Consider the following 17,053-nt stretch of genomic DNA (forward strand, 5'->3'; position numbering starts at 1 on the left):
CCGCCTTGCAGGCTGCTCCAGCAGTTCAGCCATTCAGGAAACCGATTCGATGCGTTTCATCCACACCGCCGACTGGCAGCTGGGCAAGCCCTTCGCCAGCCTTCCGACCGAGGTTCGCAATGCGCTGGATGAGGCCCGGTTCGACGCAATCGACGCGATCGGCTGCGCTGCGGCAGCGCATGGGGCCGCGCATGTGCTGGTCGCCGGCGACGTGTTCGATACCGAGCATCCGTCCGAACGCACCATCGGCCAGGCGGTGCAGGCCATGGCCGCGCATCCGTGCCATTGGTGGCTGCTGCCCGGCAACCATGATTCGGCACGCAATGGCGGGCTGTGGGACCGGGTGGACCGCTGGGCAGGGCGGTTCCAGCAGGCGCGCATCACCTGCCTGCTGGAGGCCGTACCACACGAGCTGGAGCCCGGCGCCTGGCTGCTGCCCGCACCGCTGCTGCACCGGCACAATCTGGACGATCCGACCGAGGCATTCGACCGGATGGAGACGCCGGCCGGTGCCCTGCGGATCGGCCTCGCGCATGGCTCGATCCGCGATTTCGGCTCCCGCGGGGAGGCGAACAATCTGCTCCCGCCCGATCGCGCCCGCCGCTCCGCGCTGGACTATCTCGCACTGGGTGACTGGCATGGCGCGCTGCAGGTGGATGAGCGCACCTGGTATGCCGGCACGCCCGAACCCGACCGGTTCGAGCGGGACGATCCCGGGCAGTGCCTCGCGGTGACGCTGTCCCCCGGTGCGCCGCCGCAGGTGGAGCGGGTGCGGACCGGCCGGTTCCAGTGGCTGCAACGCGACTGGCGGATCGATTCGGCGGCGGACCTGCTGGCGGAGACGGCCCGCCTGCTGGCGGCGGCAGACCCCGGCAACGCGCTGCTGCGGCTGACGCTGGCCGGCATGGTCACCATGGCGGACCGGCTGGCGATCCGTGACGCACTGGTGGACGATTTGGCGCACCGGCTGCGCCATCTGGACCTGCGCGAAGGCGGGCTGGTCGCCAGCCCCACGCCGGAGGATCTCGCCACCCTGCAGCGCGAAGGCATGCTGGGCCGGGCCGCCGCGCTGCTGCACGAGCGGATCGAGGCCGGCGGCAGCGATGCGCCGCTGGCGCGTCGCGCGCTGGAGCGGCTGTTCGTGGAAGCCGCCCGCGCAGGAGACAAGGCATGAGCATGATCGTGCGCCGCGTGGCGCTGGACAACTTCCGCAAGTTTCGTGCCCGGCACGAGATCGCCGGCCTCGCCCCGGGGCTGAACCTGGTGGTCGCGCCGAACGAGACAGGCAAGTCCACCCTGATGGAGGCGGTGCGCGCCGCCCTGTTCCTGCGGCACAAGTCCACGATCGCGCTGGTTCGCAGCTTCCAGCCGCACGGCGACGATGTGGCGCCGGAGGTGGAGCTGGACTTCACGATCGACGGTGCGCCGCATGCGCTGACCAAGCGGTTCCTGAAGAGTGCGAAGGTCGAACTAACCGGCCCCGGCGGACGGGTGCAGGGGGAAGCGGCGGAGCAGCGGCTGCAGGAACTGTTTGGTTTCGGGCAGCAATCGACGAAGCTGAACGCCGACACGATGGGCGCGCTGGGGCTGCTGTGGGTGCCGCAGGCAGAGGGTCTGGCGCCGGCGGTGCCGGGCGAGCTGGTGCGCAGCGGCCTCGGCGGTGCGTTGCAGGAAGAGACGGGCGCCCTGCTCGGCTCGGCCGCGTTCGATCGTGTTCGCTCGCAGGTCGACAAGGATTGCACGCGCTGGCTCACGAAGACCCGCAAGCCGACCGGCGAGCTGAAGCAGGCGGCCGATGATGTGGCCCTGGCAGAGACCGAGCTGGCAGCAGCGGTCGCGGCACATGCCCGTCTGGAAGGGACGTTCGACGAGCTGGAGCGCCGGCGCGAGGAGCTGCGGCTGCTGCGCGAGGAGCTGGCCGATCCGGAAGGGGCCGCGCGCCGGGCGGATCTGGCGAGCCAGCTGGAGCAGGCCCGCGCTGCCGCACAACTGCTCGCCACCGCCGACCAGCGGCTGGCGCGGACGGCGGCGGAGCGCGAGCGGCTGCAGAAGCTGGCCGAGCGGCAGGCGCAGCTGGTGCAGACGGAGGAACGCCACCGCGCCGACCTGGCGCGGGTGCAGGCGGAGCGGCAGGGACAAGGCGACACGCTGACGGCGCTGCGTGACCGGCTGGCCGCCGGCAATGCCGCCCGGGCGGAGGCGCGGACCATGCGCGATGCCGCCCGGCACGCCCTGGCCGCAGGGCAGGCGCAGGCTGCGGAACATGCGCGGGCGGAAGCCTTGCGCCGGGCGACGGACCGGCTGGCCACGTTGCAGGCGCTGGAAGCGGAACAGGCTGCCCTGGCGGAGCGCCCCGGACAGACGGTGGACCGGACGGTGCTGGAGGAACTGGCGGCGCTGGAAGGCGCGATGGTGCAGGCGCAGGCCGCGCTCGACGCCGGTGCGGCACGGGTCGAGTATCAGGGGCCGGCTCCGCTGCTGGCGGACGGCGCGCCGCTGCCGCATGGCGAATGGCTGCTGACGAAGGAAGTGCGGCTCGACCTGGGTGATGGACGTACGCTGTGGCTGCGCCCGCCCGCCAGCCTGGCGGGAGCGGAGGCGCGGCTGGCCGAAGCCCGCGGCCGCCACTCGGCGCTGCTGGCGCAGCACGGCGCCCCCAACCTGCCCGCGCTGCGTGAAGGCGATCGTATCGCACGGGAGGCTGCGGGTGAGCTGCGCGCCCTGACGGCGCGGATCGCCGCGGCGACCCCGGCCGACCCGCTGCTGGAGCTGACTGCCGGACCGGAAGCGCTGAAGCGCCTGCTGCAAGGGGCGGCGCCTGATGATGGGGGCGACACCGCGGCGCCGGACGTGCCGGCGCTGGCCCAGGCGCTGGACCGGGCGGAGCAGGCGCTGGCCGTGGCGGACGATCGCGCCGTCGCGTCCCAGGCCGCGCTGGACGAGGCGGCGACCGGCGACGGCCAATTGGCGATCGCCCAGGCGCGGGCGCAGACGGAGCTCGACCGGACCTGCGAGGAGCTGGCGGCGATCGCCGGCGACTGCGCCGACCTGCCCGTGCGCTTCGCCGCCGCCAATCAGGCGGAGGCGGAGGCACTGCTGGCCCACGACCAGGCCGGTCGCGCGGCGCAGGTGAGCGACGAGGGCGCGATCCGGCGCCAGATCGAGCGCGCCGATCGCGAGCGTGCCGCGGCCGAAGCGAAGCGCGGCGAGCTGGAGCGCGCCATCGCCACGCTCGAGACCACGATCTCGCTGGAAGGCGAGAAGGGTCTCGGCGAGCGGCTGGCAACAGCCCGGCAGGAGGAGGCCGCCGCGCGGGCGTTGCTGGACCGGTTGCAGCTGGAGGCGGACACGGTCAGCCTGCTGCGCGACGTGCTGGACAGCGCGCGGGAGGAGCTGGGTCGCACGATCATCGGCCCGGTCGCCAAGCGCGCGGCGCGCCATATCGGGCGCATCCTGCCCGGCTGCGCGCCCAGCTTCGATGCGGCGCTGAGCCTCCAGGGCATCCATCGCAACGGGGTGGAGGAAGGCTGCGAGCACCTGTCCAGGGGGACACAGGAGCAGCTGGCCGTGCTGTCGCGCATGGCCTTCGCGGAAATGCTGGGGGAGCAGGGGCACCCGGTGTCGCTGGTGCTGGATGACCCGCTGGTCTGGTCGGACGACCTCAGGCTGGATGCCATGATCGACCTGCTGGAAGAGGTCGCCGGGACCATGCAGGTCATCGTCCTGACCTGCCGCGAACGCGCGTTCCGCGGCATGGGCGGCAACCGGGTGGAACTGGTCGCCGCCTGATCCTGGCCGCCCCGGTGCCATGCAGCGGCCGGGGCGGGTAACGGATTACTCTGCCGCCTGCATCCCGGCGCGGCCGAACAGGCCCAGATCGTCGTCGGTCGACAGCACGGCGTCCTCCACCTCGTTGGCGGCCTTGGCCTTCTGCCGCTGGTCGAAGCTGGACCACACCTCGTTCCAGTTGCCGCGCGTCGCGGCCTTGGAATATTCTGTGGCCCGCTGCTCGAAGAAGTTGGCATGTTCCACGCCGTTCAGCAGCGGGGTCAGCCAGGGCAGGGGATGCTCGTCGATCAGGTAGATCGGCTTCAGGCCCAGCTGCGTCAGGCGCCAGTCCGCGATGTAGCGGATGTACTTCTTGATCTCCTTGGGCGTCATGCCCTGCACCGGGCCCATCTCGAAGGCCAGGTCGATGAAGGCGTCTTCCAGCCGGATGGTGGTCTGGCACACATCGGCGATGTCGTCCTTCACCGCCTTGGTCAGGCAGTCGCGTTCCTGCGTGAAGGCGTGGAACATGCGGGTGATGCCTTCGCAGTGCAGGCTCTCGTCGCGCACCGACCAGCTGACGATCTGCCCCATCCCCTTCATCTTGTTGAAGCGCGGGAAGTTCATCAGCATGGCGAAGCTGGCGAACAGCTGCACGCCTTCGGTGAAGCCGCCGAACATGGCCAGGGTGCGGGCGATATCCTCGTCATTGTCGACGCTGAACCGCTGCATGTAGTCATGCTTGTCGCGCATCTCGTCATAATCGAGGAAGGCGCCATATTCGCTTTCCGGCATGCCGATCGTGTCGAGCAGGTGGGAATAGGCCGCGATGTGGACCGTTTCCATGTTGCTGAACGCCGTCAGCATCATCTTGATCTCGGTCGGCTTGAACACCCGGCCATACTTCTCGTGGTAGCAGTCCTGCACCTCGACGTCGGCCTGCGTGAAGAAGCGGAAGATCTGCGTCAGCAGGTTGCGCTCGTGATCGGACAGCTTCTGCGCCCAGTCGCGGCAATCCTCGCCCAGTGGCACCTCTTCCGGCAGCCAGTGCAGCTGCTGCTGGCGCTTCCAGAAATCGTAGGCCCACGGATACTCGAACGGCTTGTAGGTCTTGCGGGATTCGAGAAGGGACATGGGACAAGCCTTGTGGTCTGCAGCGCGGAAGCCGGGTGGTGGGCACCACCTGATGTGGTCTGGCGTCTGCAGCTAGCAAGATATTGTGGTGCGTGACAGACGAATGATTCGATCACAGGATAGGCTGCCCGGGCGGTCGGGCGAAGCGCAGCCGGTTCGCAGCTGTTGGCAAAGCTGTGGACGAATCAGTCGCCTGCGATCTGCTCGTCCAGCCATTCCGCCGCCGCCTCCGGGCTGCGCTTGTCCAGCGGGCGGTCCACCGAGTAGTTCGCCTCTCGCATCGCCTCCACCCCGATTGCCCCTACCAGCGGGCGCAGCGCTGCCAGCAACCGCTCGTCACTGGCGCGGGCCGGCGTGACCAGCAGCACTGCGTCATAGGCAGGCAGGGCGCCCGCCGGATCGGCCAGCACCAGCAGGTCGTCCGCCGCGATCCGCCCGTCGGAGGAAAAGGCGCTGATCACGTCCGCCTCCCCGCCCGCCAGCGCGTCATACATGAAGGTCGGCGCAAAGGTGCGGCGTCGCGCGGCGCCCAGCCCGTAGGCATTGCTCACCGCGGCCCATTCCGGTCGGCGGAAGAACTCCAGGTCGCTGCCGATCGTCACCCGGCCGGCGACCCGCCCCAGATCGGCCAGCGAGGCGACGCCCAGCTCGGCGGCACGCGGCCGGCGCATGGCCAGGGCATAGGCGTTCTCGAACCCCAGTGCCCCCAGCACCAGCGTGCCGCTGGTGTCCTGTTCCCAGCGGGTGATCTCGCGGTTCATCTGCGCGGCCGGCGGATTGCCGTCCCGCTTCATCTCGTTGGCCCACAAGGTGCCGCCGTAATCGACATACAGGTCGATTGCCCCGCTGGTCAGCGCGCGGTGGATCACCGCCGATCCCAGCCCCTCGCGGTAGGCGACGCGGTACCCGGCCGCTTCCAGCCGCCGCCCGATCAGCCGGGCGAGGATGTACTGTTCGGAGAAGTTCTTGGCGCCGATCGTGATCACCTCGCCGCGCTCCCCCGTCCCCAAGCGCGGCACCACCAGCGCAGCGGCGAGGCCGGCGGCGAGCAGCGCCAGCGCCGTCCACACCAGCGCGGGCCGCCGGAAGGCGAGGCCCCGCTCGACCGTGCCGAACAGGCCGTCGGCGGTCAGCGCCAGGCCGGCGGAGGCGACACAGCCGGCCAGCACCAGCGACCAGTCCTGCACCTGCAGCCCGGCGAAGATCGGATCGCCCAGGCTCTGCTGTCCGATAGTGGTGGCCAGCGTGGCCGCACCGACCGTCCACACCGCGGCGGTGCGGATCCCGGCCATGATGAAGGGCGCGGCCAGCGGCGCCTCCACCAGTCGCAGCCGCTGCCAACGGGTCATCCCCAGCGCATCGGCCGCCTCCAGCACGCCGCGGTCGAGCTGCGCCAGCGCGGTCACCGCATTGCGCAGGATCGGCAACAGCGCATAGAGCGCCAGCGCCAGCAGCGCGGGCAGGAAGCCGAGCGTCGGTAATCCCTCGCCCAGGATCGGGCGCAGGGCCAGCAGGATGGGGAAGAACAGCGCCAGCAGCGCCAGGGCCGGGATCGTCTGCACCAGCCCGGCAAAGCCCAGCACCAGCCGGCTGACATGCGCCGAACGGCCGGCCCACACCGCCAGCGGCAGGGCCACCGCGATCCCCAGCAGCAGCGCGGCCGCCACCAGCACGACATGCGCCGCGACCACCGGGCCGAGACCGGCCAGCGCCGCCAGCACCCCGTTCATGCGCCGCCTCCCGCCAGCCGGCGTGCCTGCTCCCGCGGGACGGCGACCAGCGCCTGCGCCTGTGCGCCGCCAGCACCCGCCAGCAACGCGGATGGCGTTTCGTCCGCCACGACCCGGCCACGATCCAGCACCACCACGCGGTCGCACAGCAGCAGCGCCTCCGCCATGTCATGCGTCACAAGCACGGTGGTGAGGTCCAGTTCGTCATGCAGGCTGCGCACCTGCCGGCCCAGCGCATCGCGGGTGATGGGGTCGAGCGCGCCGAACGGTTCGTCCAGCAGCATCAGCGGAGGGCTGGTAGCCAGTGCGCGGGCGATGCCGACGCGCTGCTGCTGGCCGCCGGACAGCTGCGCCGGCATCCGGCTGGCCAGGTCCGCCGGCAATTGCACCAGCGCCAGCAACTCCGCCACCCGGCCCTGCGCGACAGGCGCGCCCTGGATGCGCGGGCCGATCGCGATGTTTTCCGCCACGGTCAGATGCGGGAACAGGCCGATTGCCTGGAACACGAAGCCGACCCGCCGACGCAACGCCACCAGCGGCAGGCTTGCGACATCCAGTCCGTCCAGCATCACGCGCCCGCCGGTCGGCTCGGCCAGGCGGTTCACGGTGCGCAGCAGGGTCGACTTGCCCGATCCGGATGCGCCGACCAGCGCCACGAAGCTGCCGCGACCGATGTCCAGGGTCACGCCATCGACGGCGGCAACGGCGCCAAAATGCCGGCTTGTCCCGTCGAAACGCAGCATCGCAGTTCCGCCCCGATCGATTGCAGCCATCATCCGGAGCCTAGCCGCGTCGGTGGCACAAAGCCACCATGCCGCCGCATGGTCAGGGGGTGATGCAGGCCTTCGCCACGACCAGTTCGCACACCAGCCCGCCGGGTTCGAACCGGCGTTGCCAGCTGCCGCCAAGCTGGCCAGTGATGCTCATTTCCACCAGCCGCGATCCGAAACCGTCGATCCGCCCTTCGGCCTGGGCGGGCGGGCCACCATGCTCGGTCCAGCGCAGCAGCAGCGTGTCGCCCTGGTCGTCGATCGTCAGGTCCACATGCCCCTCGTCCGCACCCAGCGCGCCATACTTTGCGGAGTTGGTCGCCAGTTCATGGAACACCAGCGCCAGCGGCGTGGCCGCGCGGGCGGCAATGGCGGCATCGTCGCCCACCACCAGCACGCGCTGCTCCCCGGCGGACATGTACGGGCTGAACAGGTCGCCCAGCAGACCCAGCAGGCTGTTGCGATGGTCCGCGCCGGTCGGGCGGACATAATCATGCGCCCGGCCCAGCGCGCGGATCGTGCCGGTCAGCTCGTCCGCGAAGCCCTTGTGCTCGGGCTGCTTGCGCGCGGACAGGGAGATCAGCCCCGCCACCACGGCGAAGATGTTCTTGATCCGGTGCGACAGCTCGCGCGCCAGCAGGTCGTTGTTCTCCGACTCGCGATGCATCGAATCGATGTCGGTCGCGGTGCCGAACCAGCGGATGACGCGTCCATTGTCGTCCCGCGCAGGCGCGGCGCGCGACATGACCCAGCGATATTCGCCATCATGCCGCCGCACCCGATGCTCGATCTCGTACGGCTCCCCGGTGCGGATCGCTTCCTCCCACCGCGCCTTGCAGCCGGCCAGGTCGTCCGCATGCACGGCGGAACTGGCGGTCAGCGTGGCCAGACCGGTGAAGTCCTGCATCTGCCGGTTGAAGTAGTCGAAATTGCCGTCGGCATCGGCGGACCAGACCAGCGCGGGCACGCTGTCGGCCAGCGCGCGCACCAGGAACTCGCGCCGCTCCGCCTGCAGCACGGCGCGCATCTCGTCGCGGCGGGCGTTCAGCCGGCGCATGACCGCCTGGGCCAGCACGGCCAGCCCGTCCTGCTGGAAGCGGGTCAGCCCCTGCGGACGCGCGGCGCTGTCGATCACGCACAGCGATCCCAGCGGGGCGCCATCATCGCTGACCAGCGGATGGCCGGCATAGAAGCGGATGTCCGGCGCGCCGGTGACCAGCCCGTTGTCGAAGAAGCGCGGGTCCTGCGTCGCATCGGGCACCTGCATCACGCTGCGCTGATGCATGGCGTGGGCGCAGAAGGACTGGTCGCGCGGGGTCTGTGCCACCGGCAGGCCGGTGCGCGCCAGGAAGGCCTGCGTGTCGGCCTTGACCAGGCTGACAAGAGAGATCGGCGTGGCGCACAGCTGCGCGGCAAAGCGGACGATCGCATCCAGCTCCGCATCGCCTGTCAGCGCATCGCTGCCGAAGGAGGCAAGCTCCGCCAGCCGCTCCTCTTCGCCCATCGGCACGGGCTGGCTCGACGGCCACGGTTCGGATTGCGGGGTTTTCAAGATGATGTGCTCCAGCGCGGCTTTAGCAGAAGCCGGGTATCGGCGAAAGTCAATTGCGGCGGCACTGGCGCTGGCGTCGCGCAATGCTATAATGCGCGGCATAACAAAAGTTGCGAGAGGAATGCCAATCATGCGAGCGACCCCCCCGTTCGACTGGGCGCTGTCCGATGACGCGTCCACCATCCAGGACAGCGTAGCCCGCTTCGCCGACGAGGTCGTCGCGCCGCTGGCGGAACGAACCGACCGCGAAGACCGGTTCCCGGCCGAACTGTGGCCGCTGATGGGCGAGATGGGCCTGCATGGCCTGACCGTGGCGCCGGAGGATGGCGGCCTGGGCATGGGCTATCTGGAGCATGTCATCGCGATCGAGGAGATCAGCCGCGCCAGTGCCTCCGTCGGCCTCAGCTACGGCGTCCATTCCAACCTGGCGATCAACCAGATCGCTCGCTGGGGCAATGCGGAGCAGAAGGCCCGCCTGCTGCCCCCGCTGATCGCCGGCGACCAGGTCGGCGCGCTGGCGATGAGCGAGGTCGGTGCCGGGTCCGATGTCGTGTCCATGAAGATGGCGGCAACGCGGGTGGATGGCGGCTGGAAGCTGGATGGCCACAAGTTCTGGATCACGAACGGCCCGGTGGCCGACGTGCTGGTGGTCTACGCCAAGACCGACGCCGATGCGGGACCACGCGGCATCACCGCCTTTGTCGTGGAGCGCGGCATGCCCGGCTTCGCCGTCGGGCAGAAGATCCACAAGCTGGGGATGCGCGGATCGCCCACGTCCGAGCTGCTGTTCGACGGCTGCGTGGTGCCCGATGCCAACGTGCTGGGCGAGATCGGCGGCGGCGTGGCCGTGCTGATGAGCGGGCTGGACTATGAACGCGCGCTGCTGGCGGGCGTGCAGCTGGGCATCATGCAGGCCTGCCTGGACGTGGTCATCCCGTTCGTGCGGGAACGCAAGCAGTTCGGCAAGCCGATCGGCACGTTCCAGCTGATGCAGGCCAAGGTGGCGGACATGTATGTCGCGCTGCAATCGGCGCGGGCCTACACCTATGCGGTGTGCCGGGCCTGCACCGACAACAGCGTTACCCGGTTCGATGCCGCCGGTGTCATCCTGCTGGCGAGCGAGAACGCCTTCCGCGTTGCGGGCGAGGCGATCCAGGCGCTGGGCGGCGCAGGCTACACGCTCGACTTCCCGGTCGAACGCTACCTGCGCGATGCCAAGCTGCTGGATATCGGTGCCGGCACCAACGAGATCCGCCGGATGCTGATCGGACGGGAACTGATCGGCGCATGACCGCGCCGACCATTGCCAGCAAGCTGGACGCCACCAGCCCGGAGGCGCAGGCCCGCGCCGCGCATAATCGGGCGCTGGCGGCCGAGCTGCGGACACGGGTGGCCCGGGCGGCGCTGGGCGGCGGCGAAACCTCACGCGCCCGCCACCAGGCGCGCGGCAAGCTGCTGCCGCGCGAGCGGGTGGAGCGGCTGCTCGATCCCGGTTCGCCATTCCTGGAGATCGGCCAGCTGGCGGCGGGCGGCGTGTATGGGGACGAGGTGCCCGGCGCCGGCATCGTCGCCGGGATCGGCCGCGTCTCCGGCCGGCTGGCGATGGTGGCGGCCAACGATGCCACGGTGAAGGGCGGCACCTATTACCCGCTGACCGTGAAGAAGCACCTGCGCGCGCAGGAAATCGCGGAGGCGAACCGCCTGCCATGCATCTATCTGGTCGACAGCGGCGGGGCCAACCTGCCGCATCAGGCGGATGTGTTTCCCGATCGCGACCATTTCGGCCGCATCTTCTACAACCAGGCGCGGATGAGCGCGGCGGGCATCCCGCAGATCGCCTGCGTCATGGGCAATTGCACCGCCGGCGGTGCCTATGTCCCGGCGATGAGCGACGAAAGCGTCATCGTCGCCAACCAGGGCACCGTGTTCCTGGCCGGCCCGCCGCTGGTGCAGGCCGCCACGGGCGAACGCATCACGGCGGAGGAGCTGGGCGGCGGAGACCTGCATGCGCGCAAATCGGGCGTGGTGGACCATCTGGCGCAGAGCGACGATCATGCCATCGCCATCCTGCGCGACATCGTCAGCCACCTGCCGCAGCGCCCCGGCGCCGTGCTGGAACTGGCCGAGCCCCGCCCGCCCGTGCTCGACCCGGAGGAGCTGTACGCGCTGATCCCGGAAGACGTGCGCGCGCCCTATGATGTGCGTGAGGTGATCGGGCGGCTGGTGGACGGATCGCAGTTCCACGAGTTCAAGGCATTGTACGGCACCACGCTGGTGTGCGGCTTTGCCCATATCTGGGGCATGCCGGTCGCCATCCTGGCCAACAATGGCGTGCTGTTCAGCGAGTCGGCCACCAAGGGCGCGCACTTCATCGAACTCGCTTGCCAGCGCGGCATCCCGTTGCTGTTCCTGCAGAACGTATCCGGCTTCATGGTCGGCGGCCGGTACGAGGCGGAAGGCATCGCCCGTCACGGCGCCAAGCTGGTGACCGCGGTGGCGACGGCGCAGGTGCCCAAGATCACGCTGGTGATCGGCGGCAGCTTCGGTGCCGGCAATTACGGCATGTGCGGCCGCGCCTATTCCCCGCGCTTCCTGTTCACCTGGCCGAATGCCCGCATCAGCGTGATGGGCGGCGAACAGGCCGCCAGCGTCCTCGCCACCGTACACCGCGATGCCGAGACCTGGTCGGCGGAGGAGCTGGAGGCGTTCAAGGCCCCTATCCGCGACAGGTACGAAGCGGAGGGCAATCCCTGGTACGCCACCGCCCGCCTGTGGGACGACGGCGTGATCGACCCGGTGCAGAGCCGCGACGTGCTGGGCCTGGCGCTGTCCGCCTGCCTGGAAGCACCGATCCCGGAGGCACCGCGCTTCGGCGTGTTCCGCATGTAGGGTCCGGGGCCGGGAAAGGATGGCTGGCCGGCAAACCCCGTTCGCTTGCCATTCACCCCTGCGCCCCTACATGTCGTGGAGCACCTTTCGAGGATTCTTCATGAGCACCAATCGCGACCCGGACAGCAGCGGCAATGGCCCCAGCGGAGGCGGCAACGGCAATCCGTGGGTCAAAAGCCTGCTGATCTGGGGCGGCATCTTCCTGGCATTGCTGCTGGTGGTGTCGATGTTCAATGGCTCCCCCAACACCGCCGGCACGCAGCTGCGCTATTCCGACTTCCGCACGCAGGTCGCCGCTGGCGAAGTGGCGGATGTGCAGATCGCGCCCGACCGGATCACCGGCACGCTGCGCAACGGCTCCAGCTTCTCCACCGTGCCCGTGCCCAATGACACGGAACTGACCACGCTGCTGGACCAGAACAATGTCAGCTACGCCGGCACTGCGCCGGAAGAGGGCAACCTGTTGCTGTACATCCTGGTGCAGACCCTGCCGTTCCTGCTGATCCTGGGCGTCGCGTTCTTTGCGCTGCGGCAGGTGCAGAAGGGTGGCGGCGCCGGTGGCGCGATGGGCTTCGGCAAGAGCAAGGCCAAGCTGCTGACCGAGAAGCAGGGCCGTGTCACCTTCGACGACGTCGCCGGCATCGACGAGGCGCGCGAGGAACTGCAGGAGATCGTCGAGTTCCTGAAGGATCCGCAGCGCTTCTCCAAGCTGGGCGGCCAGATCCCCAAGGGCGCGCTGCTGGTCGGTTCGCCCGGCACCGGCAAGACACTGCTGGCCCGCGCCATCGCGGGTGAGGCACGCGTCCCGTTCTTCACCATCTCCGGCTCCGACTTCGTGGAGATGTTCGTGGGCGTCGGCGCCAGCCGTGTGCGCGACATGTTCGAACAGGCCAAGAAGAACGCACCCTGCATCGTCTTCATCGACGAGATCGACGCCGTCGGCCGTCACCGTGGCCACGGTCTCGGCAATTCCAATGACGAGCGCGAGCAGACGCTGAACCAGCTGCTGGTCGAAATGGACGGCTTCGAGGCGAACGAAGGCATCATCATCATCGCCGCGACCAACCGGCCCGACGTGCTCGACCCCGCGCTGCTGCGCCCGGGCCGGTTCGACCGGCAGGTGGTCGTCTCCGTGCCCGACATCGACGGGCGCGAGAAGATCCTGGCGGTGCACATGAAGAAGGTGCCGCTGGCACCCGACGTCAATTCGCGCACCATCGCCCGCGGTACGCCCGGCTTCTCCGGCGCGGACCTGGCCAACCTGGTCAACGAAGCCGCGCTGCTGGCCGCCCGCCGCAACAAGCGGCTGGTCGCCATGGCCGAGTTCGAGGAAGCCAAGGACAAGGTCATGATGGGGGCGGAACGCCGCTCCATGGTGATGACCGACGACGAGAAGAAGATGACGGCCTATCACGAGGCCGGCCATGCGATCGTCGCCGTGCACGAGCCCGCGTCCGATCCGATCCACAAGGCCACCATCATCCCGCGCGGCCGCGCGCTGGGCATGGTGATGCGCCTGCCGGAACGGGACAATTACTCGTACCATCGCGACAAGATGCACGCCAACCTGGCGGTCAGCATGGGTGGCCGCGTGGCGGAGGAGATCGTTTTCGGCCATGACAAGGTGTCGAGCGGCGCTTCCAGCGACATCCAGTATGCGACCAGCCTGGCCCGCAACATGGTCACCAAGTGGGGCATGAGCGACCGGCTGGGCCCGCTGCAATACGAGGACCAGCAGGAAGGCTATCTCGGCATGGGCGGCACCAGCCGCACGATGGCGGGCGCCGAGACCAACAAGCTGATCGACGAGGAAATCCGCAACCTGGTTGAAGGTGGTCATTCCCGTGCCCGTCAGCTGCTGACCGAGCATGAGGACCAGCTGCAGCTGCTGGCGCAGGCGCTGCTGGAATATGAGACGCTGACCGGCGACGAGATCAAGCAGCTGCTCGACGGCGGTCGCATCGACCGCCCAGATCAGCCGAGCGGACCATCGCTGGTGCAGCCGGTACGCGGTTCCGCCATCCCGAAGTCCGGCCGTCGCTTCAGCGGTGACGCGACACCGCAGGGGATCTGACGAAGCGCCTGTGAAGCTATGCGGGGCGGTGGCAACACCGCCCCGTTTTTCATGGAGCCGAGACTACTTCAGGCTTCCAGCCATTCGGCCAGCGCCGCCAGGCAATCGCGCGCCAGGTGCTTGGACCGTTCCGGGCTCCATCCCTGCACCGGGTCGGGCAGGTCCGCATTGTCCTTGAACGGCATCTCCAGCGTCATCGCGCAGGCGCCGAACCGCTCCGCCAGCTGGTTGGTGCTCATGGACAGGTTTGCCTTGCCCGCGGGCGTCTTGGGATATCCGATCTCCGTCTGGAAGTCCGGGCTGCGCCGGTCGAGGATCGTGCAATAGCGGTCATACTCCGCGCCCAGCCGGTCGGTCCAGGACGGCACGCCGTCATAGCCGGCCATGAAGTTTGCGGCGATCGCCTCGTCCCCATGCACGTCCATGGCGAAGCGCACGCCGCTTTCGTCCATCGCATTGCGGATCGCCAGCACCTCGGGCGATCGTTCCGCCGTGGGTTCGTGCCACTCGCGGTTGAGGTTCACGCCGGCGGCATTGGTGCGCAGATGGCCGCGCACCGAACCGTCCGGGTTGCAGTTTGGCACCACATGGATGCGGCATTTCTGTCGCAGCACGCGCGCCACCGGGTCGGCCGGGTCGCACAGCATCTCCAGCGCGCCTTCCATCCACCATTCGGCCATGCTCTCGCCCGGATGCTGGCGCGCGAACAGCCAGACCGGCAGCGTGCCTTCGCCCATCACCAGGCAGTCGATCGCCCGCCCTTCCAGGCTATGCCCCAGGCAGCGATAGGTCACGCCTTCCGCGCCCGCGCTGTCGGCCACCAGATCGTGGTGCCGTTCCAGCGAATAGGGCGCGAAGTAGGCGAACCAGGCAAGGTCGCCCGACAGGATGTAGCGGATCGTCAGCGTGCCGCCATCCTCGCCCGCATCCCAGCTGCTGTCCGCCCGGCCCCAGAACTGCCGGTCGTCCGACACGGCGGCCTGGTAATCGGGCCAGCCACCGGGGTAGGCGGAGGCGTTCAGGCCGGTGATGCGCAGCGTCAGCGCCTGCCCGGCCGTGCCCGCGACCCGGAAGTGGAACCACTGGAAGAAGTCGGACTGATGGTCCCGACGGATGGTCAGCGTGGCAGTCGCGGCGTCGATGGCGACGACTTCGATATTGCCGCTGTCGAAGGCGGCGTCGATGTGGATCGGGTTCATCGCACCTCGATAGTCGCTCCGGACTCGCCGGGGAACCCTTGGAACAGCGCCTGCGCCAGCCGGCCGGCGGCTGCCTGCTCCCCGGCATAGTCGCTGTTGCTGCTGGCGGTGAAGTTCGCCCGGCCTTCCCACAGCGGCGTGGTGCCGGACCGGATGATGACGCGCAGCTGGCGGTACAGCTCCTCCGTATCACGGCTGCCGCCACCGCCCAGGTTGATGCCGATGCCGACCCCCAGGCCGGAGCCGTAGCCGCCGGTGCCGCCGCCGACACCCACGCTGACCGGACCCTGCCGGTCGGTGGTCAGCGGCGCGTTGACTCCGCGCTCCAGCACGATCTCCGCAACCTGCCCGCCGGCGCTGGTTCCACCCGTCACGGTGTAGCCCAGCCGGCCCAGCTCCGCCGCCACGGCGTTGCGGTACAGGCTGAACTCCAGTGAATCTGCCCCGACATCGCCCGGCGCTGCCACCACGGTGATCGGGCCGCGACCCAGCTGCGCGGGCGCCGCCCCCGTGAACCGCGTGACCTCTACCGGGGAGACATAGGCGGGCGTGGTGCAGGCCGACAGCAGCAGGGCGGCAAGGGCGGCGGAGGCTAGGGCGGGGGTTCTCATACCGGTACAACAAAGCGGCTCGCGACCGGTTGCATTGTTCATGCGATTTGATGCAGTGCAGCACCAGCTGCGGTTTCCGCGGTGTGGGAGCAGTGCATGAGCGATCCGATCCCTGTTCTGGTGACCGGCGGGGCCGGCTATATCGGCAGCCACGCGGTACTGGCCCTGCGCGACCGCGGCTGGCCGGTCACGGTGATAGACAACCTGTCCACCGGCTTCCGCTTCGCCGTGCCCGGGGGGGTGTCCTTCTACCAGGGCGACATCGCCGATGCCGACCTGCTGGCCCGCATCTTCGCGGAACAGGGCATCCGCGCGATCATGCACTTCGCCGGATCGATCATCGTGCCCGAATCGGTCAGCGACCCGCTGAAATATTACGCCAACAACACGGTGAAGAGCCGCGCGCTGATGCAGGCGGCGGTGGATGCGGGCGTGCCGCACTTCATCTTCTCCTCCACCGCGGCGACCTACGGCATTCCCGAGGAATCGCCGGTTGCGGAGGACAGCCCGAAGCGGCCGATCAATCCCTATGGCTGGTCCAAGCTGATGACGGAGCAGATGCTGGCCGACACCGCCGCGGCGCATTCGCTCAACTATTGCGTGCTGCGCTACTTCAACGTGGCCGGCGCCGATCCGCAGGGGCGCAGCGGACAGTCCACCGCCGGCGCCACGCACCTGATCAAGGTCGCGGTGGAGGCGGCGCTGGGCAAGCGGCAGAATGTGGGTGTGTTCGGCACCGACTATGCCACGCCCGACGGTACCGGCGTGCGCGACTACATCCATGTCAGCGACCTGGCGAACGCGCATGTGCTGGCGCTGGATGCGCTGCTGGCGGAGCCGGACCGCTCGCTGACCATGAATTGCGGCTATGGCCGGGGCTTCTCCGTGCTGGAGGTCCTGGATGCCGTGGACCGGGTGACCAACATGAAGATCGAGCGGGTGCTGGGCCCGCGGCGCGTGGGCGACCCGGATTCGCTGGTGTCCGATCCGGGCCGGATCAAGGCGACGCTGCCATGGTCTCCGCAGCATGACCGGCTGGAGGAGATCGTCACCCACGCCCTGGCATGGGAACGCCGGCTGGCCGAACTGCGGCCGGATGCTTGACTCGTCGCCGTGCCGCACTTAACGGCACGGCCTGTGATATGCAGGCACCGGCTTGGTTTCGGTGCCTTTTGTTTTGTTGGAAGAGCTCATGAAGATCCGCAACAGCCTGAAGTCGCTCAAGGACCGTCACCGCGATAACCGCGTGATCCGCCGTCGCGGCCGCACCTACGTGATCAACAAGACGAACCGTCGCTTCAAGGCGCGCCAAGGCTGATCTTGCAC

At 69.1% G+C, this 17,053-nt stretch carries 13 protein-coding genes; 7 read left to right on the top strand and 6 right to left on the bottom strand.

Annotated elements, in window-relative coordinates:
- Window positions 1–49: 49 nt before the first annotated feature.
- The gene (locus PK98_RS14240) at window positions 50–1,174 is read left to right on the top strand and encodes a metallophosphoesterase family protein (protein ID WP_039097763.1); all 1,125 of its coding nucleotides are present in this window, start codon (window positions 50–52) and stop codon (window positions 1,172–1,174) included.
- Entirely contained in the window at window positions 1,171–3,789 is a 2,619-nt protein-coding gene (locus tag PK98_RS14245) for an AAA family ATPase (RefSeq protein WP_039097462.1), read from the top strand. The genes PK98_RS14240 and PK98_RS14245 overlap by 4 nt, the downstream gene beginning before the upstream one ends.
- Before the next feature lie 45 nt (window positions 3,790–3,834).
- Here PK98_RS14245 and PK98_RS14250 read toward each other — a convergent pair whose 3' ends face one another.
- The 4 genes from PK98_RS14250 to PK98_RS14265 form a co-directional block, all read right to left on the bottom strand.
- Window positions 3,835–4,902 carry a ribonucleotide-diphosphate reductase subunit beta gene (locus tag PK98_RS14250; protein WP_039097463.1) on the bottom strand — a complete coding sequence of 356 codons (1,068 nt, stop codon included), beginning with the start codon at window positions 4,900–4,902 and terminating at the stop codon, window positions 3,835–3,837.
- Window positions 4,903–5,087: 185 nt separating this feature from the next.
- The gene (locus PK98_RS14255; RefSeq protein ID WP_039097464.1) at window positions 5,088–6,632 is read right to left on the bottom strand and encodes an ABC transporter permease/substrate-binding protein; all 1,545 of its coding nucleotides are present in this window, start codon (window positions 6,630–6,632) and stop codon (window positions 5,088–5,090) included.
- Entirely contained in the window at window positions 6,629–7,375 is a 747-nt protein-coding gene (locus tag PK98_RS14260) for an ATP-binding cassette domain-containing protein (RefSeq protein WP_039097465.1), read from the bottom strand. The genes PK98_RS14255 and PK98_RS14260 overlap by 4 nt, the downstream gene beginning before the upstream one ends.
- Before the next feature lie 82 nt (window positions 7,376–7,457).
- Window positions 7,458–8,954: a sensor histidine kinase gene (locus tag PK98_RS14265; RefSeq protein ID WP_235425527.1), complete on the bottom strand. Its 1,497-nt coding sequence runs from the start codon at window positions 8,952–8,954 to the stop codon at window positions 7,458–7,460.
- A gap of 130 nt (window positions 8,955–9,084) precedes the next feature.
- Between PK98_RS14265 and PK98_RS14270 the strand changes: the two genes are divergently transcribed.
- The 3 genes from PK98_RS14270 (at window position 9,085) to ftsH (ending at window position 13,917) form a co-directional block, all read left to right on the top strand.
- Window positions 9,085–10,245, top strand: a complete 1,161-nt coding sequence (locus tag PK98_RS14270; protein WP_039097764.1) for an acyl-CoA dehydrogenase family protein — start codon at window positions 9,085–9,087, stop codon at window positions 10,243–10,245.
- Window positions 10,242–11,843, top strand: coding sequence for a carboxyl transferase domain-containing protein (locus tag PK98_RS14275; protein WP_039097467.1), 1,602 nt, complete (start codon window positions 10,242–10,244; stop codon window positions 11,841–11,843). Before PK98_RS14270 ends, PK98_RS14275 begins: the two co-directional genes overlap by 4 nt.
- A 100-nt stretch (window positions 11,844–11,943) precedes the next feature.
- Window positions 11,944–13,917 (top strand): ATP-dependent zinc metalloprotease FtsH, encoded by a 1,974-nt coding sequence (gene ftsH, locus PK98_RS14280; RefSeq protein WP_039097468.1) that lies wholly within the window; start codon window positions 11,944–11,946, stop codon window positions 13,915–13,917.
- A 68-nt stretch (window positions 13,918–13,985) separates the two neighbouring features.
- Here ftsH and PK98_RS14285 read toward each other — a convergent pair whose 3' ends face one another.
- A complete protein-coding gene (locus tag PK98_RS14285; RefSeq protein WP_039097469.1) occupies window positions 13,986–15,116 on the bottom strand; it encodes a M14 family metallopeptidase in 1,131 nt (376 codons plus the stop codon).
- A complete protein-coding gene (locus PK98_RS14290; protein ID WP_039097470.1) occupies window positions 15,113–15,727 on the bottom strand; it encodes a hypothetical protein in 615 nt (204 codons plus the stop codon). Before PK98_RS14290 ends, PK98_RS14285 begins: the two co-directional genes overlap by 4 nt.
- 96 nt (window positions 15,728–15,823) lie before the next feature.
- On the opposite strand from PK98_RS14290, the gene galE reads away from it, so the two are divergent.
- Both galE and ykgO read left to right on the top strand, forming a co-directional pair.
- The gene (galE, locus tag PK98_RS14295) at window positions 15,824–16,831 is read left to right on the top strand and encodes a UDP-glucose 4-epimerase GalE (RefSeq protein ID WP_039097471.1); all 1,008 of its coding nucleotides are present in this window, start codon (window positions 15,824–15,826) and stop codon (window positions 16,829–16,831) included.
- Window positions 16,832–16,919: 88 nt separating this feature from the next.
- Window positions 16,920–17,045 carry a type B 50S ribosomal protein L36 gene (ykgO, locus tag PK98_RS14300; RefSeq protein ID WP_003046794.1) on the top strand — a complete coding sequence of 42 codons (126 nt, stop codon included), beginning with the start codon at window positions 16,920–16,922 and terminating at the stop codon, window positions 17,043–17,045.
- Window positions 17,046–17,053: the final 8 nt, after the last annotated feature.

The sequence above is a fragment of the Croceibacterium mercuriale genome, assembly GCF_000802385.1.
Classification (GTDB): Bacteria; Pseudomonadota; Alphaproteobacteria; order Sphingomonadales; family Sphingomonadaceae; genus Croceibacterium; species Croceibacterium mercuriale.